This window comes from Lentilactobacillus rapi DSM 19907 = JCM 15042 (assembly GCF_001436255.1).
GTDB lineage: Bacteria > Bacillota > Bacilli > Lactobacillales > Lactobacillaceae > Lentilactobacillus > Lentilactobacillus rapi.
On record NZ_AZEI01000037.1, the window covers coordinates 19279 to 44273 of the forward strand.

Annotated in this window: 22 protein-coding genes; 5 read left to right on the plus strand and 17 right to left on the minus strand. The window is 42.6% G+C overall.

What is annotated here, in order from left to right:
• Positions 1-158: 158 nt before the first annotated feature.
• The 6 genes from FD12_RS05385 to FD12_RS05410 all read right to left on the minus strand — a co-directional run bounded on the left by FD12_RS05385 (position 159) and on the right by FD12_RS05410 (position 6383).
• Complete coding sequence (locus tag FD12_RS05385) at positions 159-653, minus strand: GNAT family N-acetyltransferase (protein ID WP_054747757.1); 495 nt, start codon at positions 651-653, stop codon at positions 159-161.
• Between the two features lie 152 nt (positions 654-805).
• Positions 806-1636: a hypothetical protein gene (locus FD12_RS05390; protein ID WP_056982062.1), complete on the minus strand. Its 831-nt coding sequence runs from the start codon at positions 1634-1636 to the stop codon at positions 806-808.
• 29 nt (positions 1637-1665) lie between these two features.
• The gene (locus tag FD12_RS05395) at positions 1666-2589 is read right to left on the minus strand and encodes a GH25 family lysozyme (protein WP_054747759.1); all 924 of its coding nucleotides are present in this window, start codon (positions 2587-2589) and stop codon (positions 1666-1668) included.
• 356 nt (positions 2590-2945) lie between these two features.
• Positions 2946-5480, minus strand: coding sequence for a M1 family metallopeptidase (locus tag FD12_RS05400; RefSeq protein WP_054747761.1), 2535 nt, complete (start codon positions 5478-5480; stop codon positions 2946-2948).
• A gap of 42 nt (positions 5481-5522) precedes the next feature.
• Positions 5523-5882 carry a hypothetical protein gene (locus tag FD12_RS05405; protein ID WP_054747763.1) on the minus strand — a complete coding sequence of 120 codons (360 nt, stop codon included), beginning with the start codon at positions 5880-5882 and terminating at the stop codon, positions 5523-5525.
• 81 nt (positions 5883-5963) lie between these two features.
• The gene (locus FD12_RS05410) at positions 5964-6383 is read right to left on the minus strand and encodes a universal stress protein (protein WP_056982063.1); all 420 of its coding nucleotides are present in this window, start codon (positions 6381-6383) and stop codon (positions 5964-5966) included.
• 334 nt (positions 6384-6717) lie between these two features.
• Here FD12_RS05410 and FD12_RS05415 point away from each other — a divergent pair, with 334 nt between their 5' ends.
• Both FD12_RS05415 and FD12_RS05420 read left to right on the plus strand, forming a co-directional pair.
• Complete coding sequence (locus tag FD12_RS05415) at positions 6718-7194, plus strand: TspO/MBR family protein (protein WP_056982064.1); 477 nt, start codon at positions 6718-6720, stop codon at positions 7192-7194.
• A 32-nt stretch (positions 7195-7226) separates the two neighbouring features.
• Positions 7227-7427: a hypothetical protein gene (locus FD12_RS05420; RefSeq protein ID WP_054747765.1), complete on the plus strand. Its 201-nt coding sequence runs from the start codon at positions 7227-7229 to the stop codon at positions 7425-7427.
• Positions 7428-7994: 567 nt separating this feature from the next.
• On the opposite strand, the gene FD12_RS05425 is transcribed toward FD12_RS05420, so the two are convergent.
• Positions 7995-8858: a YitT family protein gene (locus FD12_RS05425; RefSeq protein ID WP_054747767.1), complete on the minus strand. Its 864-nt coding sequence runs from the start codon at positions 8856-8858 to the stop codon at positions 7995-7997.
• A gap of 299 nt (positions 8859-9157) precedes the next feature.
• The gene (locus tag FD12_RS05430; protein WP_054747769.1) at positions 9158-12388 is read right to left on the minus strand and encodes a Cna B-type domain-containing protein; all 3231 of its coding nucleotides are present in this window, start codon (positions 12386-12388) and stop codon (positions 9158-9160) included.
• Positions 12389-13421: 1033 nt separating this feature from the next.
• Here FD12_RS05430 and FD12_RS05435 point away from each other — a divergent pair.
• Positions 13422-13634 carry a helix-turn-helix domain-containing protein gene (locus FD12_RS05435; RefSeq protein ID WP_056982065.1) on the plus strand — a complete coding sequence of 71 codons (213 nt, stop codon included), beginning with the start codon at positions 13422-13424 and terminating at the stop codon, positions 13632-13634.
• A gap of 136 nt (positions 13635-13770) precedes the next feature.
• Here FD12_RS05435 and FD12_RS05440 read toward each other — a convergent pair whose 3' ends face one another.
• From FD12_RS05440 to helD, 5 genes are all read right to left on the minus strand, one after another.
• On the minus strand, positions 13771-14154 hold the full coding sequence (locus FD12_RS05440; RefSeq protein ID WP_056982066.1) for a type II toxin-antitoxin system PemK/MazF family toxin: 384 nt from the start codon (positions 14152-14154) through the stop codon (positions 13771-13773).
• A gap of 65 nt (positions 14155-14219) precedes the next feature.
• Entirely contained in the window at positions 14220-14483 is a 264-nt protein-coding gene (locus tag FD12_RS05445; RefSeq protein WP_054747790.1) for an AbrB/MazE/SpoVT family DNA-binding domain-containing protein, read from the minus strand.
• Between the two features lie 302 nt (positions 14484-14785).
• A complete protein-coding gene (gene guaA / locus FD12_RS05450) occupies positions 14786-16339 on the minus strand; it encodes a glutamine-hydrolyzing GMP synthase (protein ID WP_056982067.1) in 1554 nt (517 codons plus the stop codon).
• Between the two features lie 83 nt (positions 16340-16422).
• Positions 16423-17352, minus strand: coding sequence for a type I pantothenate kinase (gene coaA / locus FD12_RS05455; protein WP_054747771.1), 930 nt, complete (start codon positions 17350-17352; stop codon positions 16423-16425).
• A 117-nt stretch (positions 17353-17469) separates the two neighbouring features.
• Entirely contained in the window at positions 17470-19764 is a 2295-nt protein-coding gene (gene helD / locus FD12_RS05460) for an RNA polymerase recycling motor HelD (RefSeq protein WP_056982068.1), read from the minus strand.
• A 481-nt stretch (positions 19765-20245) separates the two neighbouring features.
• Here helD and FD12_RS05465 point away from each other — a divergent pair, with 481 nt between their 5' ends.
• Entirely contained in the window at positions 20246-20899 is a 654-nt protein-coding gene (locus FD12_RS05465) for a histidine phosphatase family protein (protein WP_054747773.1), read from the plus strand.
• Between the two features lie 161 nt (positions 20900-21060).
• Here the strand turns inward: FD12_RS05465 and FD12_RS05470 are convergent, their stop codons facing one another.
• From FD12_RS05470 to FD12_RS05485, 4 genes are all read right to left on the minus strand, one after another.
• Positions 21061-21726: a Fic family protein gene (locus FD12_RS05470; protein WP_054747776.1), complete on the minus strand. Its 666-nt coding sequence runs from the start codon at positions 21724-21726 to the stop codon at positions 21061-21063.
• Between the two features lie 37 nt (positions 21727-21763).
• Positions 21764-22132, minus strand: a complete 369-nt coding sequence (locus tag FD12_RS05475) for a hypothetical protein (protein WP_054747778.1) — start codon at positions 22130-22132, stop codon at positions 21764-21766.
• A gap of 78 nt (positions 22133-22210) precedes the next feature.
• A complete protein-coding gene (locus FD12_RS05480; RefSeq protein ID WP_054747780.1) occupies positions 22211-22966 on the minus strand; it encodes a class I SAM-dependent methyltransferase in 756 nt (251 codons plus the stop codon).
• A gap of 325 nt (positions 22967-23291) precedes the next feature.
• Positions 23292-23576 carry a hypothetical protein gene (locus FD12_RS05485; protein WP_146986015.1) on the minus strand — a complete coding sequence of 95 codons (285 nt, stop codon included), beginning with the start codon at positions 23574-23576 and terminating at the stop codon, positions 23292-23294.
• Positions 23577-23746: 170 nt separating this feature from the next.
• Between FD12_RS05485 and FD12_RS05490 the strand changes: the two genes are divergently transcribed.
• On the plus strand, positions 23747-24949 hold the full coding sequence (locus FD12_RS05490) for a hypothetical protein (RefSeq protein WP_056982069.1): 1203 nt from the start codon (positions 23747-23749) through the stop codon (positions 24947-24949).
• Positions 24950-24995: the final 46 nt, after the last annotated feature.

Genomic DNA, 24995 nt, shown 5'->3' on the forward strand with positions numbered 1-24995 from the left:
ATTTACATCTGTCACCTTTCAACAATTCAAGTTTACATCTGTCACTTATTTAATGCAAGCTTTTCTGCCGATCAATAACTATTTTGGGCAATAAAAAAGCGCTCATTGATTGTCATGAACGCGCCTTTCGACTTTTAACCGATAACCGATTTAATGATTTAAAAATGCTTCCCCAGAATATCCAAACTTCGGCGTTGACCGTCCATGATCGCAACATCTGGCAGGTGTCCCCAGATTTCAAAGCCATTTTTCTTAAACAATTTTTGGCTCGGTGCGTTATGAGTGAAGACAAAGGCGACCAACGCATCCAAACCTAAACGAGTCAGTTGACCAGCGACATAATCAATTGCTTGTTGGCCAATCCCATGGTGCCGGTACTTTTCATCAATATAGATGCTGATTTCTGCCGTTCGGTGGTATGCCGGCCTGCCGTAAAAGGATTCCAGTCCAACCCAGCCCGCAATTTGATTATTTTCTTTGATGACCCAGATTGGGCGGCTATCGGGGTTAAAGTCATCAAACCAAGCCTGTTTGGAAGCAACCGATACTGGCTCCAAGTCAGCAGTTGCCAGGCGGCTGGGAATCGTTTCGTTATAAATTGCAACAATCGTGGGTAAATCCGTTGGTTGCGCGTTCTCAAATTGAATTGTCATTAAACCACCTCATGTTTTTTAGCTACCTCAATAGTCTAAGTCAGCCGGCTTAGTTACACAAGCGTTTCAGCACAAAAAAGGCTGCCGTTCAACCCCCTAATGAGGATTTGAGCAGCAGCCCAGATATAACAGATTATGGTTAACTTTTATGATTATTTCATGCTAGCGGCCATCTTAATTGCCGTGGCTGGATCGGTTGTTTTCAAGCGATAAACCACATTGCCCGACTGCCAATTAATTAATTGAGAAGAATCCCCAACGTTGAATTTGACAACTCCCTGACTCTTTGGGGCCGGTAAAGCATAATTTTCAAACATTGAAACACTGTTAATCGCCAACTTCTTAGGAGTGGTATTGTTCACTGGACTTCCGTGCACGCTAATCGACCAATTTCCTTCATTCCAGGAAATGTACTGCTGACCGGCTCCACCTTGCGTATGACCGATAATTGAATGGCCCAAGTCGACCTTTGGCAAGCCCTTAATTTCTGATGCGCTCGTATAATCGATGTGGCTTTGAGCTTCGCTGTTAGAAGCATAGGTTCGCTTGCTTAAAACAGCGTATGGGGTCTCGCCTTTGATGCTGGCATCATTTACGGCCAGGGCATCCTCGCCCAAACTGTAATAAACGGTATTATTAGCTGAATTGCCAGAATACCTAATATGCACATTCTTAGAACCGGTGTCAACGCCCGCATTCTGTGGCAACAACGTATTCGATAATTTTTCCGAGAGGTCTTGGGTTAATGAAGAAAAATCATATGCTTGCTGACTGGTCCCTGATTGACCGGAAGCAGATGCAGCATTTGAAGTTTGACTGGAACTACTGGATTGAGAAACGGAGCTGCTGCTTGATTTCGCACTCGAATTTTGCATATCCGTTTTTGATTCATTATTCGATGATTGTTTGCTTGAGCTACTATTACTGCAGCCTACCAACAGTAAGCTGAGTAAGAGCACGCCACCTATTTTATAAACTTTCATTGTTGACCTCCACTAAATGGAATTTTGGATTATTGAACATAGTTTTTGTTAGCAGTAAAGTAACGACCATCTGCAGTTTCAAAATAGTATGAGCCGGTGGATCGTTGATGGATCGCACTTACAGATACCTTGGTACCAGCATTAACTGTCACAACCCGATTGGCTTTCTTAAAACTGGTTGAGTCATAAAGGTAAATCTTCTGAGTGGTTGTGACACTTGGAACGACATCCGTAAAGTACGTTGGTTGCGCAGCTGATTCAGATTGTTGGCCGCCGATCCACCAAGTGATTGGCTTACTGGAATTAAGAATCGTGCTGGCATCAACTGACTCCTTAAGGGCTGGCACATACTTTTTATTCGTATATTGCCAGAGGTCGGTCTGAATGGTCGGCTTAGACGAATAGTTCGCAATCCACTGAGCATCAAAATTTTTCCGGGCAGTATTAGCATGGGCTGTGGCAAATGACTGATAGGAATAGAAAACCAACTTCTTGCTGGTCAGGGAACGCATTTCATTATACCAGGCTGTGACCGCAGCATTCGTCGAACCCGAAGTAACGTCATTTTCTTCGTAATCCAAGACATAGAATTTCGCGTTCTTGTTAGAATTTTGATAGAAAACTTTGGCTTCATTTTTAGCACTGGCCGCACTGGTGAACGTTGCGTAATCATACTCACCAAATGGAATCCCGTTTTGGGTATACAAATTGGTGTTGCTGGTTGCATATTTGTCCTGGTAATTTGCCCCATACTGGCGGCGGTTGATGATGAATGAAACTTGGTCTTTCAGTTTAGCCACTTGCGAGTTCGTCAATTTCCCCTGCCATTCAGAAATATCAGGAATAATTGTCGTACTTGCGGAAGCTTTCAGAGCTCCAAACAACGAAAACGACAGCAAAATCGTTAAAATTGGCAATAAAAATAGTTGTATCTTTGATTTTCCAGTAATCATATAAAGCACCTCATACGTAAAAGTTATTTTCGATATGCAGAAAATGATTCGACTTGATGATCATTTCCGAGCGCATATCCAATAGGTAGTCGATTGAACACTCAACCAACATACGATAAATTGTTGACAGATACAATATGGGGTGGTTACTTACAAAAAAATATTACATTTGTCAGGACTATGAGAACAGTCTAAGAGCACTTTCTTTGCAAAAATGTTATGTTTTTGTAACAACAATTTATTTAACTTTTAAGGCATCACTTTGATCACTAAAGCTGATTCTTAGTTAAAAAAGGGGCTGAAAATCTCGGTATTCAGCGAAGATCTTCATCCCTTTTTGATTAAAAATTAATGAATCATTTTACAGCCTGGTTCACAGCTTGATTAACGGCATCTTTTTCATCATTCACAAGCGCAACCCGACTCTCAATGACGCTAATGTCCATTTTGATTTCCCGAGTTAACCCTGGAGTTGGAATCTTGGGCTCAAAGAAAGCTTTAAACTCTGCTAAACGTTGTGATGTATGGAAGACGCTTGAAATGACCGTAATGTAAGTTCCAAATTCCATATCACCACCAACTGTGTCTTCCAGCCATTGCCAATTGGCGCGAATCCAGTCCCAAGCGGCCTGCTCACCATCTTCATTAGCGAGCACGCCACGGAACCAAGCTCGTAAGTCCTGCGGCTTAATGGTGTCAGCGTCTTTGAATTTCGTGATTAATTCAGCAATCAATGCCGAATCAGTTGTACTGGTTAACGCTGCGCAAATGTCTTGCTTGTAACTGGCGTCCGCGGTTTTGCGATAATCATCCAGAAGTTGGTCAAACAAATCCTTGTTACCAAAGTTCTTAACTTCATTGATCAATATAAATACCCGAATGCCAGCTGGTAAGGCAGCCAAATCGCTTTGGTTAGTCTTAAACAGGCTGTGGGCGGAAGCCATTGCATCAGCATTTTCCGCGTAAAGAGCGGCACTCAAAACATATGGCCGGGTTAATTGATCATCGTTTGATTCGCCGGGTTTAGGGTTCCAGCCCAAGCGATCAAGCTGCCCCGCACTCAGCTGATTGAAGAACGCCTGTAATTGGTGCTTTTCAGTCGACTTGGGAGCAACAAATTTCTTTAAATTGCCAGCAACTCGGTACAAAGCGGCATTCACAATGTTTGAATGACTGCCAGCAAATTGTGGCAATAATGGCACAATATTGGCATAAGAATTCTGACGACCGTCAGCTAACAACCGCAAGTCTTGCAATATCTGCAATTGAGCAATGGCGTCCAACTGGTCAACGTGGGCCAAAATATCCTTCATGAGGGTTTCATCATATTGGATAATGAAGTGTGAGTTATTTCCCGCATTCAAGAAGAATGGCTTGCCGTTTTGTTCTCTTAACTGGTCATAATCACCGACAGTCACGGTTTTGTCGGCCATAATATCAGGAACTTGATCGTAATTGCTGTTCAATGGAATCTGCCACTTGCGGTCTGCGTCTTTGCTTTCGCCAATAAAGAACTGTTGTTGGGTTAACGTCAGCTTGCCGTCAACGACCTTAGCGGTTACAACTGGATAACCAGGCTGCTCCAACCAGGAATTCATAATGGCACCAACATCCATCCCAGAAGCATCCCCTAATGCTGACCACAAATCAGCACCAGTGGCGTTATGGAATTTATGAGCGGCAAAATAATTCTTCAAGCCTTTACGTAACGCATCGTCGCCAACTAAAGCGCGGGCCATCACTAACATCCGCGCCCCTTTAGCGTAAACAATAGCGGCGTCAAAGATCGAATCAATTTCAGCCGGATTCTCCACTTGAACATGAACCGGCTGAACGCCGTCAGTCGCATCCCGCTGCAATGCGGCCGGAACATCTGATGTCTGGAAGACTTCCCAAATATGCCAATCGGGCTCAATGGCATCAATGGCAACGTATTCCATCATATTGGCAAAGCTTTCGTTCAACCAGAGGTCATCCCACCACTTCATGGTTACCAAATCACCGAACCATTGATGGGCCAATTCGTGGGCGATGACTGTGGCAACTAATTGTTTCATTTCAAATGAGGTATTCTTCGGATCAAGCAGTAAATAGGCTTCCCGATAAGTGACTAAGCCCCAGTTTTCCATGGCGCCGGCAGAGAAATCAGGCAGGGCCAGCTGCCATGAATGTGGTAATGGATACGGCGTCTGATAGAAATCTTCATAGAATTCAATTGAGCGTTTGGCAATGTCCAAAGCAAAGTCCAATTCGTCGGCCTTGTGCGCCTTGGTTGCGAAGACGCCAACCTTAACCCCACTCTTAGTCGTGGTTTGCTTACTCTGCAGTTCACCAAAGCCAAAGGCAATGAGGTAAGTCGACATCCGCATCGTTGTGTCAAAATAGTGAACGCCATTTTCAGTCTTAACTTCGGGCATGTTGCTGATAATGGTCTCGCCATCGTGTTCATCGTACTTGATCGCCAAGTTAAAGGTTGCTTTGGCTTCCGGCTCGTCAACACATGGAAAGGCTTGGCGGGCAGCCGTTGTTTCAAACTGGGTGCCGATAATCTGCTTCTTTACGCCATCGACTTCATAATAGGATGGGTAAATGCCCATCATGGTGTCGGTTAATTTGGCGCTAAAGTCGATGGTGATCGTTGTATCGCCGGTTTTTGAAAGCTCAATCTGAATGGCTTCGTTTTGATCATCAATCTTAAACGGCACATCTTCGCCATCTGCCTGGACAGCTTGGATCTTTAAGAATTTCTGGTGAATCGAAATTGATTGTTGCTTTGCATGACCAGTAATGGTTGATCGACCTGAAAATTGCTTCTTTTCCCGGTTGATATCCAAGTAGATATCGTAATGATCCGGTTGAAACTTTTCGTAGAAGTGAGTAAGTTCTGCCATGAGTTGCCTCCTAAAAATTTAATTAACTATATTATACGACTCTTAACTTAACCGTCGGAAGAGCCATTTAAAAATTATTCCTGTAAATAAAATACCGGTACACAGAAACAGAAAATGATTGATCCAATTACCGTTGTTTAAGCTGGCAAAATAGCCAACTAAAGTGATCAACCCAATTAAGCCAGCGACTACTGTCAACGTTGGAAACTTGGCCGTTAACAGTGACGCCGCAAAAGCAACCATGCTCAACCCCGCTACCAACCACAAAATATTTTGATAGGCCAGCATGATCCCGGCCGCAACGGTTTCTTGTTTGACAAAATAACCAAATAATATGTAAGTCCCGATCAGTGCGGCTACAAAACTCACAGCAATTAAAATTCCTAAATCAATTCGTTTCATGATTCCACCTCCAAAACAGACGATAATCACACGTAAAAACGCCCACTAGAAAGTGAACGTTAATGGCTTTACCTTATTTAACTATGCATTAACGACCAACACCTGGGTACCGGATTCTCTCACCACATGATTAGTGGTTGACCCCAAAATCACCCGGTCAAACGCGTTCATTCCGGTCTTACCCATGATGATCAAGTCAATATCATTTTCTTTGGCAAATTCAACGATCCTCTGTTTGGGGTTGCCATCTTCAACGACCCCTTTGATCGTCACGCCTTGGTTCCATGCCCGATCCCGGCAGCTTTCGACAATTTTATGCGCATTGGTTGATAACCCTTTATAAATATCAGACGAAAGCGCATCAGAATCATATTTAATATGGTGAACAACTGATAAAGCAATGATATCCGCGTGAAACACCTTTGAATATTCAACGGCAACATCCAGCGCTTTTTGCGAGTTCACACTACCATCCAATGGCACCAAAATATTCTTGTACATAAAGAACTCCCCTTCCAAAAAGGCAACCTTTCGTATCCAAACTATTCTGTCTTCATTATACAATCTGCGGGTCGGAAGTTTAAATAATATGCCAAAATTGGTAGGAAATCAGGGAATTTAATAAACGATTAATTTCTTTATTGTAATTTCTGGGGTTGACCAAAGATTGCGAATTCCCGGTTCGTCAGTTTCCAGGCTTGAGCGGGGATTTTTTTAACCTCGCAGATTTCAAATTGGTTACTTCAAGCAGGGTAAGCTATCCTATAATTATGAGAATCACGTAATAATTAACGGGCAATTATACTTAACCCATGAATTTAAAGGAGGACACCGCATGACAAATAACGCTAAAATTAATTGGCTGTCACTCGCAACGTGGATTATCTTGGTTGAAGCAATGGGCTTGTTATCAGCCCAGCTCTCCGGTGATATTAAAGGGCTGTACAATGCGTTGTCCCTGCCACCACTATCACCTTCAGGGGCGGTCTTTGGCATTGTTTGGCCAGTTCTCTATTTGTTCATCGGCATTGTAGGCTATCTACTCTGGTCTGATCGCCGAAAGAATTTAGTTAACCTGAGTTTCTTTTTAGGCCAATTATTGTTAAACTTTGTCTGGACAATCGTTTTCTTTAACGGTAGTCTGTTTGTAATTGGTCTGATCATCATTGTCGCCATGGACATCATGGTTGCCAGTTTAATGTATCGCCTCCTGTCATCCATGAAAATTGCCACTTGGCTGCTTAGCCCTTATCTGGCCTGGCTACTGTTTGCAACCTACCTTGCTGGTGGAGTCGCGTTGTTAAATCATTAGACCAACAATAACCATTCGAAGGGACATCACAAATGATTCTGTTATTACTACTGCTCATTTTATTTGGCACGCTCATCTTTAAAACAAGTTGGTTCTTACTCAAGTTGGTTGTTGGCATCATCGCGACCATTCTATTGGTTGTGCTGTCATTTTCAGCCATTTTCTTTTTGCCGCTGGTGATCTTAACGATCGGGTATATTGTTTATTCGATTTTTCAGCATTCGCAAGCTTAAGTCGTTCCGATAAATGATCGTCATATCCATAGATTGAGACAATCGACGTTTTGATCCCAGGATTCAACGAAGAGGACCAATTATTCCTGATTTTTGGAATAGTTGGTCCTCTTTGTTAAATGGCCAGGAATTAGCCGTTTGGCGCAAGTTTTATCAATATGAGAATGGCCAAATTAATTTTTAAAGAAACAAGTTCTGTATTCGCATCAGCTTCCATACTTATGGAAGTCACATCATCATCAATTGTCAACTCTTTCGAAACTCGTTCGACAAAAGAAAGTGCATCATTTCGAAGCTGCCCTTAATCTTGTTCTATTCCCGTTTTATCCTTTCCAAACTCTTTCGAAACTCGTTCGAAATCTATTGAGTCATGTATGATGCAATGGAATTTTTCCGAATGATGAGGCGCTTTGAAGATCAAACATTGGGAAAACATCACCAATCGTAAAAAGATCAACAATGCTGCAGTGCGCTCAGCTTAAAAAAGCATCGTCAACGCCAAACGGTTCAAGCCCCGCTTAACGTTAACGATGCTTTTTATTGTGCTTTTGCCTGATCCCTTATTGCCTAAAGAATCCGGCGCATATTCAATCCTCGCGTACTCCTAATATTTTCAACGACAATCAGTGCATTCTTGTCTTCCTGCTCAATAATCGGTACAATCTTGGTTACGCGCCTTGGGCTGGCAATCATGTAGAGCATGTGCTGGTCGGCACTGCTGTAAAAGCCGGTGCCATTGAAGATGGTAATCTCTTGGCCCAATTGTTTGGAAATGGTAGTTGCGATCTCCCGGTACCTCGGTGAGACAATCAGGACGGCTTTTCTAGCCCCGACGTTCGCCATGAATTGGTTGGTAAACACGGAATAAACGTAAAGGTAAATGATTGTCAAAATTGTGTTGGTAAACCCAATGATCATAATGAATGGGATCACGATTACAAGATCAAACAGTAAGCTGCCAGTGCCCACGGACATGCCGAAGAAATAATTCAATAGCTTGCCAATGATTGTATCCCCTGCAATCGTTCCGTTATACCGAAAAATTAACCCGATTGAGATTCCAGTCAATGCCCCTGCGAGAAGTGTTGGCACAATCAATTCATGAGTGTGATAGGAATAAAGAACCGGCAATTTTAGAAAGACGGTCATCCAGGCAATCGCCCAAATGGTTAGGTAAGTAGTCTTCTTTTCGAATAATCGATATCCCAGGGCAATCAACACGGTATTGATCAGCAAGTTAGACAGGTATGACGGAATCTGAAAGGCATAATACAGGAGCGCCGTAACGCCCATTGCCCCACCTTCACCAAGATGAGAGGGTAATAATAAATAATTGTAGGTCATCGAATAGATAAACGCCCCAACAGCAACCCCAATGAGCTCGGTCGCTTTAATATTCAGTTGACTCCAGTACCGCTTAATTGACTTCATTTTTATACCTCAGTAATTGATAGATGAATTACATTTTACCATCAATGCTGAGTACTTGCAGTGGAATGTTGCCGATGGGTCCTTACCGCAAAAGAAATCAGCCTTTTAACCTGCTTGGCACTGTCGCAAATGAATGGTGTAATCAAAATAGTTTCAATGGGATTTCAGAAAACATCTTAAATATGGGTACAAAAAAATACCAAAGCTGGAAGTGACAAAATATCTTCCAACTTTGATATCTTTTATTATCTGACGATCATTAGCAAATTCACTTTAAATATAATTAATCGGTCAAAGCGCTAATTATCTCGACGTTTCCTAAACACTAACATCCCGGTCAGCGAAATGAGCAGAAGCATCAAACCGATCAGCGTAACTAATGAAGAATTTTGATCCCCGGTTTGTGGTAACTTTTCAGGAGTTGCTGAATTCTTCTTCGGTGTTGCGGCCAGCGTCACGGTCTTTCCGGTATTAATTGTCGAATTAACTGGACTGCTTGGCTTATTTGGTACCGTCGGCTGATTTGGTTGACTTGGCTTGCTTGGCACTCCCGGTGTAGTTGATTTCGGCTGCTTAGGAGTTGTCGGCTTACCCGGAACGCTTGGCTGATGAGTCGTCGGCGTTGTTGGCGTGTTAGGCTCATTTGGCGTATTCGGCGTTACTGGTGTATTTGGTGTTACAGGTGTATCTGGTGTTACTGGTGTATCTGGTGTTACTGGTGTGTCCGGAGTTACCGGTGTATCTGGTGTTGTCGGTGTGTTCGTAAAGACAATCCCGTAAACGCCGTCACTAATTTTGGTTAAACTAGATTGAGCTGAAGTAAATCCTGCAACCGCACTTTCCTTAAGTGTATACGCAACGTTGGCTGGCAAATCAGTAAACTCACCTTGCCAATTAGTATCCTTAGACAAAGTAATTGACTTAGTAATCGTTTGACCATGTTCGTCAGTATAAGTTAAGGTAATTGTCACTGAAGCGGGTTCTTGAGTGGTCCCGCCAGCCCAAACTTTAGTGACCTTGATAATGTTGGTTGTTGGCGTTGTCGGTTTGAGCGTATTGGTGAAGGTAATCCCATAAACGCCATCACTAATTTTGTGTAGTTGTTGACTCACTGTCGAGTCAAACCCGGCAACTGGAACCTCAACAACGTTATAGTCAATATCAGTTGGCAAATCAGTAAATTCACCAGTCCAATTATTGTCTTTGGTCAAATCAATTGAGCGGACAACAATTGTTGAAGTGGTTCCATCAGCATTGGTCACATCATGCGTCAAATTAATGGTTACCTTGTCTGGCAATTTGGCACCGGGATTACTGCTAAGATCCCAGACTTTATTAACTTTGATGACCTTGGTTCCTGGTTCCCCGAAAATGACTGTCCCATTAGAGCCAATGCCACCACCACGAGGGGCGGAATTACCAGTAATAATAACGGTTGCCAAAGCTACTGCCAGTGCCTGGGCTTGGGTTGAGGAAACACTCTTCAAGTCAAACGCACCAGTTTGATTGGTGATTGTCACTGGGGTTGCTTCCTGTTGCCCGTCTCGATCGTGATACCAAGCGACAGCACCGCCACCAAGCATTTCGTTGGCGAGGGTCACAGAACCATACCCAGCTTTAACTTCGCTGGCAAAATCATTTCCCTTGTTAATAGCACTATTACCGTAAATAGCTGTTCCATCGGTCACGTAAATCATGGCATTTCCGGTTGGGCAGAACCAAACGCCACCGCCAATACCAGGATTCAAAAGTGTGCCATCAGTCCATGAGATGCTACTACCGTCTGTGGCCGAATTATTGGTAATAAGACTATTACCAAGTCTTAAGGTAAAGTGGGCAATGCTGACATAAATCCCACCACCATACATGGCTGCGCTATTATTGGTAATTTTAGCTTTCTTGATCGTAACGGCATTTGAGTTGACATAAATCCCACCGCCAGGTCCAGCGGCTTTGTTACCATCAATCAGTCCATCATTGATGATCAGTTCAGCGGCGTTATTTTGGTCGTAAACAGTTGGATCTTGATAGTCCTGCTCAGTATAGCCAGTTGAAACCGCGATCCCGCCACCAGCGGCAGCACCATTTGGATACCACCCAACATAACCAGTAGAATTATTGGTAATCGCTCCGCCATTCATGACAAATGAACCATTACCATTAATGTAAACACCACCGGCTTCATTCCAGGAAATATTGCTATCAATTTTTCCGGAATTCATAATAGCAGTGGAAAGCTTGTGTTGGGGATCGGTATCTGCATCATTTCGGTCACCAACAATAATTCCGCCAGCTTGAGGGCCTTGGTTATTGCTAACAGTACCACCATTCAAAATCAGATGTGAACCATCATGAACGCCGATACCGCCAGCAGCATTCGTTGATCCCCAGGAAATAGTATTTCCGGTTACGAAGCTGCCTTCATTCATGGTCAACGTGGCCCCGTTATTAACAGAGATACCAGCTGAATCATCAATATTAGAACCTTGATCAGTTGCTACAGAATTGTTGATAATCCTAGCATTGTTATCCATCGTTAAACTGGCGTTGGCGCCATTAACGGTGACAGTCGCAACGTTATACATCTTCCAAGGTTTAAAGCTAAAACCAGAAATGTCAGTTCCGGTCATCTCAGCCGTCCCTGAAATCTGAAGCGGAACATTCGTTTCACTACCATTCTGATAATTGTCGCCAGGCGCAATGGTGATACCCTGAGCCTGGTCACCATGGAAGTTGACCGTTGCCCCTTCATCCACAACAATGGCCCCGTTGAGCTCCAGGGTAACCTTCTGGCCAACATTGTTGATAAAGGTGATATTCTGGCCCTGAACAATATGAATCTGCTGGGTTGCAAAGGAGCCACCAAGGACGATTGTTTGAGCCGCCCCATCTTTGGGAGCTCTACTAATTGCATCAGCTAATTGTTGCTCAGTTGTCACCGTAATTGGATCGGCAGCTTGAACAGCTGCGGTTGCTCGCAGGCTTTGCTTATCAACCTCGGCTTTAGCAGTCAGCTTAGAAGTGGCTTTTGAAACCTCCACGTTAGCATCCTTCTGGTTATCAGAAGTTGAGCTAACGGTGGTTGCTTGTGTTTGATCCTTATTGGTGGTGCTACTCGTTGATTGATCAGGTTTAATCGATAGATCCTTGGTAGTTGTTGGATTGACAACATCTTGATTTGAGTCTGCCTGATCATTCCCACTTGAAGACGTTGATTCAGCTGTGTCACCGGTATTCACATCAGTCCCAGTTTCTGCTGGTACCTGAGTTGAGTTAACTGAATCTGTTTGACTACTAGCGGTTGCTGACTGATCAGATGATGATGTGTTGTCCGTAGCACTTGACGTTGAGTTGTCATTGGTTGCCGTCCCCACAGCATCCGTTTGAACCGACACCGGAACAGATCCCACAGTGTCACTTGTATCCGCCGACGCACGAATCGGCCCAGACAAAAACATCAGAGCCATTAATGCGACTATGCCAACCACCGCAAGGCAAACACCCCGTTTTAGTCTGCAATAAATATTCATATCCATGATCTCCTTATCGTACATTTCTGTACGCGACGTATCTTTGTTGATACATCCAAAAAATAGGTTAATCATTACCCCGTTTAGAATATTGATTGCTTACAGGCGCGCGAATCTTGGCAAATAAAAATCTCAGTGTCACAAATTTTAATGACCAACTTACAAGTTGGCAGTTAATCTTTTCATGCAAGCTCATAGCGATTCCCCTCTTTATCGCAAATTGCTGGTGCAAATATAATGTCGAACTTCAAATGAATCAAAAAAATAATATCCCCGGATACCTATGTAAATTACATTATTATTTTTTTGAATTTGATTACGCATTTAATATAACACCATTCTTCAAATGAGAACATCACTTTTATATACATGTGTAAGCATTTTTTTGCTTTCACTGGTTTCTAAACTATTATTTAACTGCTGTAAAAGCCGTGGTCAAAGGCTGCACAGAAGCCATGAGGGATGTCTTTAATCCTTTCTGAAAACTAGAAGCGCCCTTTTGATACGTAAAAAGCCCTACCAGAGCTAATCCCTTTGGTAGGGTTTGATGGAAACACGATTATTCAATTATTTTAGAATCACTAACATACCATAAAATGCCGTTTCATCGGTTTTTAGAATCGATACATTATCCAGTCATTACTCCCACTCAATCGTTGCATAGACGGCTCAATACTCGGGCCACAATATTTTCTTTGGCTTGTAGCCATTTTGTACCCGCTAAACCCCAATTTCTATCTTTTACGAGAGTTTTGGGCCGTTTTCTGTATATATAGAATACAAAGAGGATAAAATGTGGGACAATGAAATCAGCTTACTAATCATAATCAATTCGTTAGGAAGCTCGATTACCGCTCTTGTTTCGACATTCTATAACAACCAGAAAAATGATTTCAGGCAAGCGGGTATCTGGAACTGATTGTTTGGGTATATTATAAATTATAGGGAGATGTAAATCATTGGAAATAATCGCTTTACTGATTTCAATTGTTGCCTTAATAATGAGGCTTAATCGCATTGGTGAGGGTTTATCATGGTAAAAATTAATTTGAATGATTCGGATATTATGAGTTCACAGGAAGCTGCCAAATTATGGGGGAAAGCTCCTGATTATGTACGACAAGTGTTAAGGAGCAATCCAAATCGTTTCCCTCAAGGCACAGTGAGATTAATTGGCCGGCAAATCATTGTCACTCGCGAAGGTATGGAAGCCGTCACCGGTCATAAATCAATCAAAAAATTTTGAAATTCTTCCTCGAATTTATTACAAAGCGCATGATCCGATTAAAACATAAAAAAAGCCCTGTATACTTTAGCTGTCAAGTAAAAGTGTACAGGGTATTTAATATATATATGGTCAGTAACCTAGGTTGCTGACTTTTTTATTCATAAGTCATTAACACAAATTTCAAGACTTCTTTAAGCGTTCCGTCAGGGCAGCGTTCGATAAAACTAATATTCCGGTTAATTGGGTCAATAGACCTTTCTTGATCCGTTAAGACGTAACCCTTCACTTGCATTTCGATTGGTAACGTTACATTAATCGGAAAGTCCTTTTGAGATTCAGAAGATGAAATAGCAACTACCTTTATCATTCGAGTAAGCAAGTAGAATGCCCGATTAGAAACAACAATAGCTGGTCTTCTTTTTTGTTGTTCATGTCCTTTAGCTGGGTCAAAATCGCACCAGATAACACTTCCCTGATCATACCATTCCCGTTTACCTTCTTTCGCTTCAAATAGTTTCTGGTTTTTATCTCTTACCATACTGCACCTCTGTACTTTGATTTTGTCCAATCCAAATTTCGGACAAGCTTAGGGAAACGCAATCATTAAAAGACTTCTCGACCAACTGGCTCACCCCAGTCAACTTCACGTGAACCAGATTTCTTAAAATATTCTTCAACGTCAAAATTTTCAAACCGTTTCTGCAATGCTGAACGATTATCTGGTTTTTGAATTACAATCCGATCATTTTCAATGCTCACCTGAACAGACTGACCAACTGGATTATTAATCCCAATTTTGCTGAGCATATCTTTAGGAATCCTAATCCCTTGGGAATTACCCCATTTATCAATTTTTTTTGTTATCATATTGGTCAAACCTACTTTCCTTTTCATTTGTCATAGTACCTCTGCAACTGATTCATTAATAGCCGATAGCAACAGAGGACTAGCCAATCTTTACATTTAAAGTATATACTATGTTTAAACCTAATTCCACTAAAAAATCCGGAGGTACAAAACTAAAATAAATACATTTTGTGCCCCCGGATGAACCCCCGAAGTGGTTTTATATATTCATTTCGATTCGTTTATAAATCTAACTGAAGCTCTTTATCATCACGAATCATAAGAACTGAGTGGAATTGATTGGAACAGATATTTCGTCCAAGTTACTCCCACTCAATCGTTGCCGGTGGCTTGCTCGTAATGTCATACACGACGCGGTTAATTCCATCTACCTCGTTTACGATTCTAGTCGAGACATTTTGTAAAACATCCCATGGAATCCGGGCAAAGTCAGCAGTCATCCCATCAACGGAATTGACACCTCGAATAGCAATGGTATAGTCGTAAGTTCGACCATCACCCATCACACCAACACTTCTAAAGCCTGGCAGAACCGTGAAGTATTGCCAAATGTCGCGGTCTAAGCCGGCCTTGGCAATTTCGTCACGAAGCACCCAGTCGCTGTCACGGACAATCCGCAACTTTTCAGGGGTTACTTCACCGAGGACTCGAATTCCCAAACCAGGGCCTGGGAATGGTTGCCGCCAAACAAGATTATCTGGCATCCCCAATTTTTCACCAATTTCACGGGCCTCATCCTTGAATAAAGTATTCAAAGGCTCAATCAGCTTAAACTTCATGTCTTTTGGCAGCCCACCAACATTATGATGAGACTTGATTGTCTGGGCAGTATCGGTTCCACTTTCAACCACGTCAGTATATAACGTGCCTTGGGCTAAGAAGTCAATCCCATCGAGCTTTTTGGCTTCATCGTTAAAGACTTGAATGAACTCGTTACCAATAATTTTCCGTTTCTTTTCAGGATCGGAAACGCCTTTCAGCTTGGATAAGAACCGATCTTGGGCATCCACCTTAATAATGTTCAGCCCAAACTTGCCAACTAAGCTGTCCATCACTTCGTCGGCTTCATTCTTACGTAATAAACCATGATCCACAAAAATACTGGTCAATTGCTTGCCAATTGCTTTGTGTAGTAGAACGCCAACAACACTCGAATCGACGCCGCCGGAAAGGCCGAGGAGAACCTTCTTATTGCCGACTTCTTTTCGAATATGTTCAATCTGGAGGTCAATAAAGTCGTCCATTGACCAGTTGGCTTCCGCGTGGCAAACGTTGAACGCAAAGTTCTTCAAGATATCATTTCCATACTTGGTATTGCGTACTTCAGCATGGAACTGGATCCCGTAGAAATTACGATCGACATCCTGCATTGCAGAAATTGGACAGTTCTGGCTGGTGGCAACTGTCGTAAATCCGGTTGGGACCTTGTTAACCAAATCACCATGACTCATCCAAACTGGTTGTTCGCGGGGGGTTCCTTTGAACAGTACAGCGTCATCTGAGGTGATTTGAATGTCAGCGTGCCCGTATTCCGAGTCATCCGCCTTCTCAACTTCACCATCCAAAGTATAGGCCATGATTTGCATCCCATAACAGATTCCCAAGATTGGAATTCCTAACTTAAAGATGTCTGGGTCAACCTTAAGCGCGCCATCTTCATAAACACTATTTGGACCGCCAGAGAAAATAATTCCCTTGGGGTTCATGGCTTTGATCTCATTTGCGGACAATGCATGGGATTTCAGTTCGGAATATACGCCTAAATCGCGAATCCGTCTTGTAATCAGTTGGTTGTACTGACTACCAAAATCCAGCACTAAAATCTTATCAAAGCTTGATAAGTCAACGTTTGCCAAATCATACACCCTTTCAAAGTTTCTACTTAAATAATAAACGATTTAACTATGGTTGGTCAACATTATTTTCAAAATCCAAACATTCAATACTTTCGCAAGTATAAACGATCAATTAAATGATGATCCGTCTTATGCATAATCATATCAGCTCGGGACCGAGTTGGCAGAATATTTGCCTTCAGGTTCGGTAAGTCAACAGTATCCCACACATTGCGCGCCATCGCAAACGCATCGTCTCGATCGCCCATTGCGTAATCATAATAATAGTTGTCGGGATCCTGAAAGGCGGTGTCCATAAGGCGGCCAAACCGCTCTAAATACCACTTCTCAATTAGTTCGACATCCGCATCCATATAAATCGAGAAATCGGTGAAGTCGCTAATATAAATCTGTTCGTTGCTTGGTAACTGCAGCGTGTTGATTCCTTCAACGATCAAGACATCCGGCCGGTCGACAATATCATACCGGTTGGGGATAATATCGTAGCTCTGATGGGAATAGACCGGTGATTTGGTAACGGCCACGCCTGATTTAACCTCGTTTAGAAACGCAATCAATTTGCGCATATCGTAACTTTCGGGGAAGCCCTTCTTGTTGTATATCCCCCGTTGCTTTAACTCAGCATTGGAGTACAAGAATCCATCGGTGGTAATCAGCTGAATATGCTCACCAGTGAAGTAATTAGTCAGCAATTCCTCAAGCACCCGCGCAGTCGTTGATTTACCAACTGCCACACTTCCGGAAATGCCGATGATAAAGGGTACCGTTCGAACTTGTTTTCGGAGGAAACGTGCCTTGGTTGTCTGCCACTCATCAAAATTATTCTTCTGTAATCGGATCATGTGCACCAGCGGCTTATATATATCAGACACATCTTCAATCGAGATCTGATCATTAAAGGCCTTGATATGCTTCAATTCGCTTGGTGTTAACGATAAGTTGGCTTCACTTTGGTTATAGAAGTGCTTCCATTCTGCCTTGGTAAACGAATAGTAGTTGATTAAATCATCCATGAGTTCAATTTATCTCCAAAACTTTTGTATTCAAATAATTATACCATCAAGGATCCCAAAACAACCTAATTTTACATAAAAAGTCGATCTCCAACGTTCAAGATCGACTTCACTGCATTAGTTCAATTGATATTCGGCTTTTGGAACCGTCTCAAATAGCGGCGATAGATTTTGGTTGGCAACAATTGTCAATCGATGCATTGCCCGCGTGCAGATGGTATAAACCAACTGCCGGTCACGCTCTTCGCCATAACATTCCTTTGACGCATCCCACATAATGACGCTATCAAATTCCAGTCCCTTAGCAAGGTAAGAAGGCACCACGATAACGCCTTTAACCAACCGCTGATTTTCAGTCCGAATCAAGGTCGCTTTGACCCCCAATTCTGCCAGTTTATCGGTGAGTTGTTGGCATTCTTTCAATGTCTTACCAATAATCGCGGTCGTTTCATGTTCAGCCAAATCAACCTCTGACTGCTTCTTAACCACTTCAACGGCAGCATCAAAGCCATCTTCAACGTAAACGTGTGGCAAGTCGCCTTCTCGGGTAAAGGGAATGATGTCCTCACCATTTGTCAGCAAATGCTTGGTGAAGTTGGTGATCTGGGCAGTTGACCGGTACGACTTAGTCAATTGAACCACCCGGGTCTTATCTTCAGGGAACATGCTCCCAAGTTCACCCAAAAGCTTGCGACTATTTTCATGGGTAAAGATGGCTTGGTTCAAATCACCAAGCAGCGTGAACTTCGCCCGTGGGAAACTAAACTTGAGAAAGGCCAGCTGGAAGGCGGAGTAATCCTGGACTTCATCAATAAACAGATAACGAATGTCCCGGTCGCCGCGTTTGCCGGTCATCAGATCATACAGGTAAATGTACGCGGAGGCGTCAGCCAGTGACAATCGGCCTTCCTTGAGCCGGCCAACCGTCGCCTTGATGTCAGCTTGCCAATCTTCCTGACTAATGTCAAAGTCAGCCAGTTTGACAATCTTGGGAATATTCCGCAACATGTGCACGAATTGGTTGTTGATGCTTAAGAAATGATTTCGCACAATTTGGCGCTGAACCTTTCGGAACGACTTCACAACGATCTGACGAGCGAGGAACTTGAATTCTTTATCCGAGTTCAAGATTTCCTCTTCGCCTTCTTTGTGCATCTGTTGAATATCTTCCGGTGACAGGTTTTGAACGGCATCTTCAACCCACTTTTTCCGCATTTCCACGTGGATTTTACGATTCAAAATCTTTAACAGTTGTTCTTTAGTAGCGTCCAGCCGATTACGGAGATTGTAATTTTCATTGAAGCTATAGTAAATCTCTTCAACTTTTTCTTTTGGAATCAGGACAGTCCCGTTGAACATCAAGTTTCTAAACCGCATGTCTTCAGTATTCAAATGATTGGCGTAGGCACTAACGGCTTTGAAATAGTCTAGGCTGCCTTTAATATCGTTGATCTTTTGGGCATGGGGCTCAAACTGTTCATCAAACCGTTGGGCCAACGTTTCAACCTGAACACTTGGCAATCGGTGCGAACTGTACTGATAGAAGGTCATTTGGACCATGTTTTGTTCACCAAGCTCTGGTAACACTTGGTTAATATAATCATTGAATAATTGGTTAGGCGAGAACAGAATGATTTGGCCAGAATGCAAGTTGCCCCGATATTGGTAGAGTAAGAAAGCAACCCGTTGTAAGACGGCAGCCGTTTTCCCTGAACCGGCAGCCCCTTGGACAAACAACAGTTCCGAATCAGTATCTCGAATAATCTGGTTCTGTTCCTTTTGAATTGTCGTGACGATACTCTTCATCTTCGTATCGGAACGGTTACTCAACGCGTCCAACAGCATTTGATCCCCAACAACTTCTTCGGTATCAAACACAGTCTTGATCTTGGCGTTTTCAATTTGGAATTGACGTTTGAGTTTGACGTCCACCGTCTGTTCACCATCAGGGGTCATGTAGGTTACGTCACCAATCCCACCATTATAGTAAATGCTGGAGATGGGGGCCCGCCAGTCGTAGACCAGATAATGATCGGGCTTGTCAGTAAAGGATGCCATCCCGATATAAATGGTTTCATCGCGTTTTTCATCGCCTTCACGAAAATCAATCCGTGCGAAATAAGGGTTCACTTCGAGCTTAGTCAGTGTCCCCAGTTCCCGGGCAGCATGCTCCTGACGATTCTCCCGTTCAGAAAGCATTTGCTGCTGCTGGCGAATTGACATGGCGGTTTCCATCATGCCGCTATAAGTTTCAGTTTTTAAGCGGACATCATTATTGAAATTGGCGTTGATGTCTTTCACATCTTTTTTGGTTGCTTTGATCTTCTTTTCAAGACTTGTTTCGGCAATCTTGATCTTTTTGATCACGCCATCTAGATGGTGCTGCTCTTGTGCTTTGATATTATCAGCCATTATTTACCCCCTACAACTTGACTTAATAGTTTAGCATAAAACCGCTCTCAATTCAAAGAAGTGGCTGAAAATTGTTTTGGAAGCAGTGGGATTGTTTTACATTTTTGATTGGTATACCTTTAAATTTAGTATTTGTGCATGGTATAATTGAGATGTTTTTAAGAATTGTATACTTAGGGTGGGTTTTCAGGCGCAACTGGATCTGCTTGCTTTTCTTAGGACAGCTCCTCCAGGCAGCAACCTGCACGTAAGCACCACAAGCAAAAATTCCAAAACCAGGAATTTCTGCTTGCGGCGACTTACGCTCCGGTTGCTAAACCGCCTGGATCCGCTCACTTTTCTTAGGACAGCTGCGTAAAGCAGAAGTCTGCACGTAAGCACCTCGGAGAAAAATTCCCAAACCCGGAATTTCTCTCCGAGGAGACTTACGCACCGACTTCTACCGCTTTACTTCGCTCACTTATTTTTTAGGAGGATTTACATGACAATCTCACTTTATTTTGTTCGCCACGGTCAAACTTACTTGAACAAGTACCATCGCATCCAGGGTTGGTCCGACTCCCCGTTAACTGATAAAGGGGTTGCCGATGCAGTCGACGCTGGTAAGCGATTAAGCGGTATCCCCTTTTCTGCCGCTTATTCCAGTGACACATCAAGGGCCATCAAGACTGGTAATCTCATTTTGAAAGCCAATTCCGGCTCCGTGAAATCAGTCGTTCCCGATGCTGCATTCCGCGAACTCAATTTCGGCTATTATGAAGGAGAGGACGATGTCAAGACGTGGCATACGATTGGCGGCCCAATCGGCGTCAACTCATTCCATGGTTTGATCGGTGAATATGGGATCGATAAAGCTGAAGACATGTTCTCGAAGGCCGATACTTATGGTGACGCCGAAAGTAGCTCGACCTTTTGGGCAAGGCTACAGCCCGGAATTGACAACGTCATCGCCAAAGCTAATGATGGAGATAAGATTCTGATGGCAACTCACGGGACGTTAATTCGCAATGTCGTCAGCAAGTGGAGTGACATCCCCGTTAACGTTTCCACGAAGAACGGGAGCGTCACAAAGTTAGACTATGATGATGGAAAATTCTCGATTGAATATTATAACAATGTGAGTGATGAGTTGTAATCTTCGAACCATCACCCTCATATCGATAAACGGCTGTTTCCGGCCATTTAAGCTAGAAAAGCAATGCATTCCAAAATCAGAATGCATTGTTTTTTTGGCTTAAATTTTGGGGTCAAATTGTCTTTTGCTCCAACCTGCTCCAAATTTGCGATGTCGCTTAATTAACGCTTAGCCGGAAAATCGATTCCATATATACAGTTATCATATGTCCATTGCATGATCTCCGTCATATCGCCGGATTCATAATACTGAGCAAGCAAAGTATTGAACTTCGGAAGCTGCTTTTCATTAATATTGACAATCCCTGCCCCGGCATTGATCAATAGATAGTTTGCTGATAAAACAGCGGTTCGTTTATTGCCGTCCCAAAATACCTGATCGCGCATCATTTGATACATCATTTTTAAGGCTTTTTCGGTATCCGTAAAGTTGCCATTCATCATTTTAGAAACCATTGCAGTGACCTTATCTGGGCTCGGAACCGGCGGCACATATTCCACGCCACCAATTTGGACATTTCCAGTTCTGATTTCCCCAGGTTCCAATGCATCTTCTGCGGCCACAATCCGGTTGATTGTCTGACTGATCTCAAAAGTATAAGGTTGATCGTTGTTAATAACGAACTCCAAGCCTTTTTTCAAATTGATAATAACTTGAATGTCATCAATCGAAACCCCGGCTACGCTCATCCCATCGATGATCGTTTGTGTCTGTGGGAGGGTGGTATTGACACCTTCAAACTTCGAATTTGAATAGACCATATTAACCAAATTTTTCTTTGCCAAGAAACGATTTTGCTTTTGGGTTAAATGATATTTATTTTCCATCTGTGACTCCTATCCACGTTGAGAGCATCAATTTCCTTTACAGATCATAAACAAGAAATTCATCAATTCCAATATAATACTTTATCTGTACCTTGTTTGGCTCAATTATCTCCTCATCAGGAAATTGAGTAATCAGTGAGTATAGATAGATATAATTTGGATTGGATCTCTGTTTGAATCCTTTCTGACCGTATAATCCTTGAATGCGATCAAATAATTGTTGAATTTCTACCGTCGTTTTTGCAGTCAGAAATTGGTTTAAGTCAGAAATATGATTGGGCTTGGTTGAATAGATCATCGCCTTAGCAGTATTAACCACGACCAGTAACCAATCTGTTAAGCAATCTATTGCTTTTGGGCGTGCCTTAAGCTTAGTTCTCAATTGTTTGTAATCATTATTTAGCAAATGCTACTCCTTGCCATCCAATCAGTTTTTCCTCACCAAATTCCAAAGGTTCAAAGATTACTTGGCATTTAATACCCGTTACGGTCTTTGAGCAATCATGACGAATCGGTCCTCATGGGTCGAAACGCTTCCCTGGCAATTAATCATTCGCTGCAAATCTAACAATTTTGAAAAACAACGATCAACATTAAAATCAGGAAATTCCCAAGGAATAATCGACGCATAATAAACAATTGCGCCAACATCTAAGAACTTCATTTCTGAAAATGCCTGCCGTTCCAGCAAAATATTAAATCCTGCTTTTTGAAAACCATTCACCATATTCAACAAGGTATTCTCGGGAAATGCTGGTTGATAATCAGGAAGCAAGAATCGAGACAGTGAAAAGTTATTGGTCGCCCCAACTTGTTGAGTAATAAAGATTCCCTTTGGCTTTAACTTATTGAAAACTGTCACAGGATTAAAAGCATCGTGGCTATTAGTTATGATATCGACAGAGCCATCTTCAACCGGAAGTTCATCAGCATTAGTAACCGGATATACCTTAACTCCCCGTGGCTGAAGCGTTTGTTGAAGCATTTCAATGTTGGGTTGCCATGCCTCAGTGACTGCTGTCAGACTATCTGGGTGGTGAAACGATGATAATAACTCACCGCCACCCGTTCCCATGTCTAGGAGCATATCAGGATCGCGTAAATACTTTAGGACAAGTGTTCGATAATCCCATGGTAATTTTTCGTTGAGCCAACGGCCGTCCAGATGGGAAAAGTTCCAACCTTTCATCCCAATTTCTTGTTCGTGGGTCCAAATCTTTCTAAGTTTAGTTGTATTCATATTAACTGTGCCTCCACTAATTCCTAGTTCACTAATAAAAGGGCACAGCTATATCTGCCTACTTGCTCGACACACCGGCAGCAATTATAACTGTGCCGAGCAGTTCACGAGTTTTAACACCATTTTTCTTCATTCACTTTCATTTGATATGATCATTAATTTTTAAACAATGATTCAATACTCTTAGTTTATAACAAATATCAGCCTTACAGAACATCTATTTAATTTGGAATTAACAAATTCCATCTAAATATCAAAATGAGCCTGGGCACGGTGATCATGCTCAGGCTCATTTTATTTGTCATCATCGATTTGATGCTTAACCTTACATAAAGTGGATAAAAATCGTTATCCCAGTATATGCAACACCAATTAAAAACGTCACTAATAAGCAGAGATCGGTATCTTTAACCAGCCAATCTCTCGAATCCGAAAACCGAAAGATAAAATCATACCAAAGGCCGGGAATCGCCATCAGGATCAGGGCAAATGCAATTCGATCGATGAATGTCACGTTTTGGAACATGAACAGTTCGATCCCGATTAGTCCGGTGAAGGAAAGCAAGCTCAATAGTGAATACTTCCAATAAGATCTTTTTATGTTCGTCATAATCGCCTTCATCATTAATTTGTCATTCAAACATCATCAGTTCATTATAGCCACCAAAATTTGAAGAAAATATGATAAAAACCTCAACATTTTCTAAAGGATATATTAAGGCATTAGCGTAATCTCTCAGCGTTGCTCTGGTATAATGGAGGCATCAGGAGGATTCAGATATGAAAAAACTTCTATTAATGCTCAGCATCTCATTTGCGACCGTGATGCTGCTTGCCGGCTGCAACAGCAATCGAGCTGACTTAAACAATACCAACACCCACAGTAGCAATCAGTCATCACAAAAGTTGACCAACTTACTCTCCCCCGCCACTGCAAAAGTGCCCGAAGACACCCAAGCCGCCAACGATAATCAATTGTATTCACAATTTTATCAAGATGGCGGTCAATGGCATTGGAAATTAACTTCCAAACAGGCTGGCACCATCGACGACAGCCAAGTGAAATCGCTCAAATCTACCAACCAGAAATACGTTTTCCGCTTAGCAATGGTTGGTCGCAACAACAAAAAGTATCATTTAAACTTCAATTGGATCAATGGTGGGCATCTCGCCTATACAATTCGCTCGAGTTATCATAACGTTGACGCAAGCTTTGTCCTCGCTGATGCAAGTCAATCAACCGATTGGCAAACAGGTGCGCCACAAGCCCTTCAAGGGACTTGGGCAACCAATTATACTAATAATCCAAACAACAGTAATCAAAATCTGCCATATATCAAACGTTTCCTGAACATCACCAACACGTCAACCAGCAGCTTTGTGAATGAATATGATTCGAATCATCGGTTGTACAACTCCAATACCAGCACCAACAACGATAACGTTTCATATCAAACTGCCGGCCAAGGAACCTATGTCTTGAAATCATACACGAATACAAATGCGCCGGTCGTTTATCGAATTACCCTCGTCAACAATAATCAAATCAAGGTGACTGGCATCACTTCAACACCACTGACTTTATCAAAATCATCCAGCACGCCAACGACGAATAGCTCTTCAGTGACTGCTAGTTCACAATCCGGCTCAACCACAACCACCAACGGTTCAACGACCCAACAAGCATCCGGGTCTACCGCTAATCATTTGACTGATCAACAGGTGGTCAATATGATTTGGCCTCAAGTCAAGTCGCTCTATCCAAATATCAACGTCAATTCAACCGACTTCACTTACATGCCCCAAATGCGAAATGGGTTGCTTTATGTGGACGTTTTAGAGAACCATAACGCGCCAGCTTTCAAAAACCGTGACGTTGATCCAAATTCAAGTCCCCGAGTTGCCAGCTTCCGAGTCAATGCCAATGGCCAATTAGAAGAGATGAACGCAACGACTGGCGACTGGGCAGTTGTCGGCAATTAATAGTCAGATTGAATTGAATCACAAACTGGTCGGCCTCTGCCATTAC

Coding starts and splice junctions, on each gene's coding strand:
- FD12_RS05410 (WP_056982063.1), bottom strand. CDS start 6,383: ATGTACAAGAATATTTTGGTGCCATTGGATGGTAGTGTGAACTCGCAA.
- FD12_RS05435 (WP_056982065.1), top strand. CDS start 13,422: ATGGTAAAAATTAATTTGAATGATTCGGATATTATGAGTTCACAGGAA.
- FD12_RS05400 (WP_054747761.1), bottom strand. CDS start 5,480: ATGGCAGAACTTACTCACTTCTACGAAAAGTTTCAACCGGATCATTAC.
- FD12_RS05390 (WP_056982062.1), bottom strand. CDS start 1,636: ATGAAAGTTTATAAAATAGGTGGCGTGCTCTTACTCAGCTTACTGTTG.
- FD12_RS05395 (WP_054747759.1), bottom strand. CDS start 2,589: ATGATTACTGGAAAATCAAAGATACAACTATTTTTATTGCCAATTTTA.
- FD12_RS05420 (WP_054747765.1), top strand. CDS start 7,227: ATGATTCTGTTATTACTACTGCTCATTTTATTTGGCACGCTCATCTTT.
- FD12_RS05385 (WP_054747757.1), bottom strand. CDS start 653: ATGACAATTCAATTTGAGAACGCGCAACCAACGGATTTACCCACGATT.
- FD12_RS05440 (WP_056982066.1), bottom strand. CDS start 14,154: ATGGTAAGAGATAAAAACCAGAAACTATTTGAAGCGAAAGAAGGTAAA.
- helD (WP_056982068.1), bottom strand. CDS start 19,764: ATGGCTGATAATATCAAAGCACAAGAGCAGCACCATCTAGATGGCGTG.
- FD12_RS05430 (WP_054747769.1), bottom strand. CDS start 12,388: ATGAATATTTATTGCAGACTAAAACGGGGTGTTTGCCTTGCGGTGGTT.
- FD12_RS05415 (WP_056982064.1), top strand. CDS start 6,718: ATGACAAATAACGCTAAAATTAATTGGCTGTCACTCGCAACGTGGATT.
- FD12_RS05485 (WP_146986015.1), bottom strand. CDS start 23,576: ATGACGAACATAAAAAGATCTTATTGGAAGTATTCACTATTGAGCTTG.
- FD12_RS05470 (WP_054747776.1), bottom strand. CDS start 21,726: ATGGAAAATAAATATCATTTAACCCAAAAGCAAAATCGTTTCTTGGCA.
- FD12_RS05490 (WP_056982069.1), top strand. CDS start 23,747: ATGAAAAAACTTCTATTAATGCTCAGCATCTCATTTGCGACCGTGATG.
- FD12_RS05480 (WP_054747780.1), bottom strand. CDS start 22,966: ATGAATACAACTAAACTTAGAAAGATTTGGACCCACGAACAAGAAATT.
- FD12_RS05465 (WP_054747773.1), top strand. CDS start 20,246: ATGACAATCTCACTTTATTTTGTTCGCCACGGTCAAACTTACTTGAAC.
- coaA (WP_054747771.1), bottom strand. CDS start 17,352: ATGGATGATTTAATCAACTACTATTCGTTTACCAAGGCAGAATGGAAG.
- FD12_RS05445 (WP_054747790.1), bottom strand. CDS start 14,483: ATGATAACAAAAAAAATTGATAAATGGGGTAATTCCCAAGGGATTAGG.
- FD12_RS05425 (WP_054747767.1), bottom strand. CDS start 8,858: ATGAAGTCAATTAAGCGGTACTGGAGTCAACTGAATATTAAAGCGACC.
- FD12_RS05405 (WP_054747763.1), bottom strand. CDS start 5,882: ATGAAACGAATTGATTTAGGAATTTTAATTGCTGTGAGTTTTGTAGCC.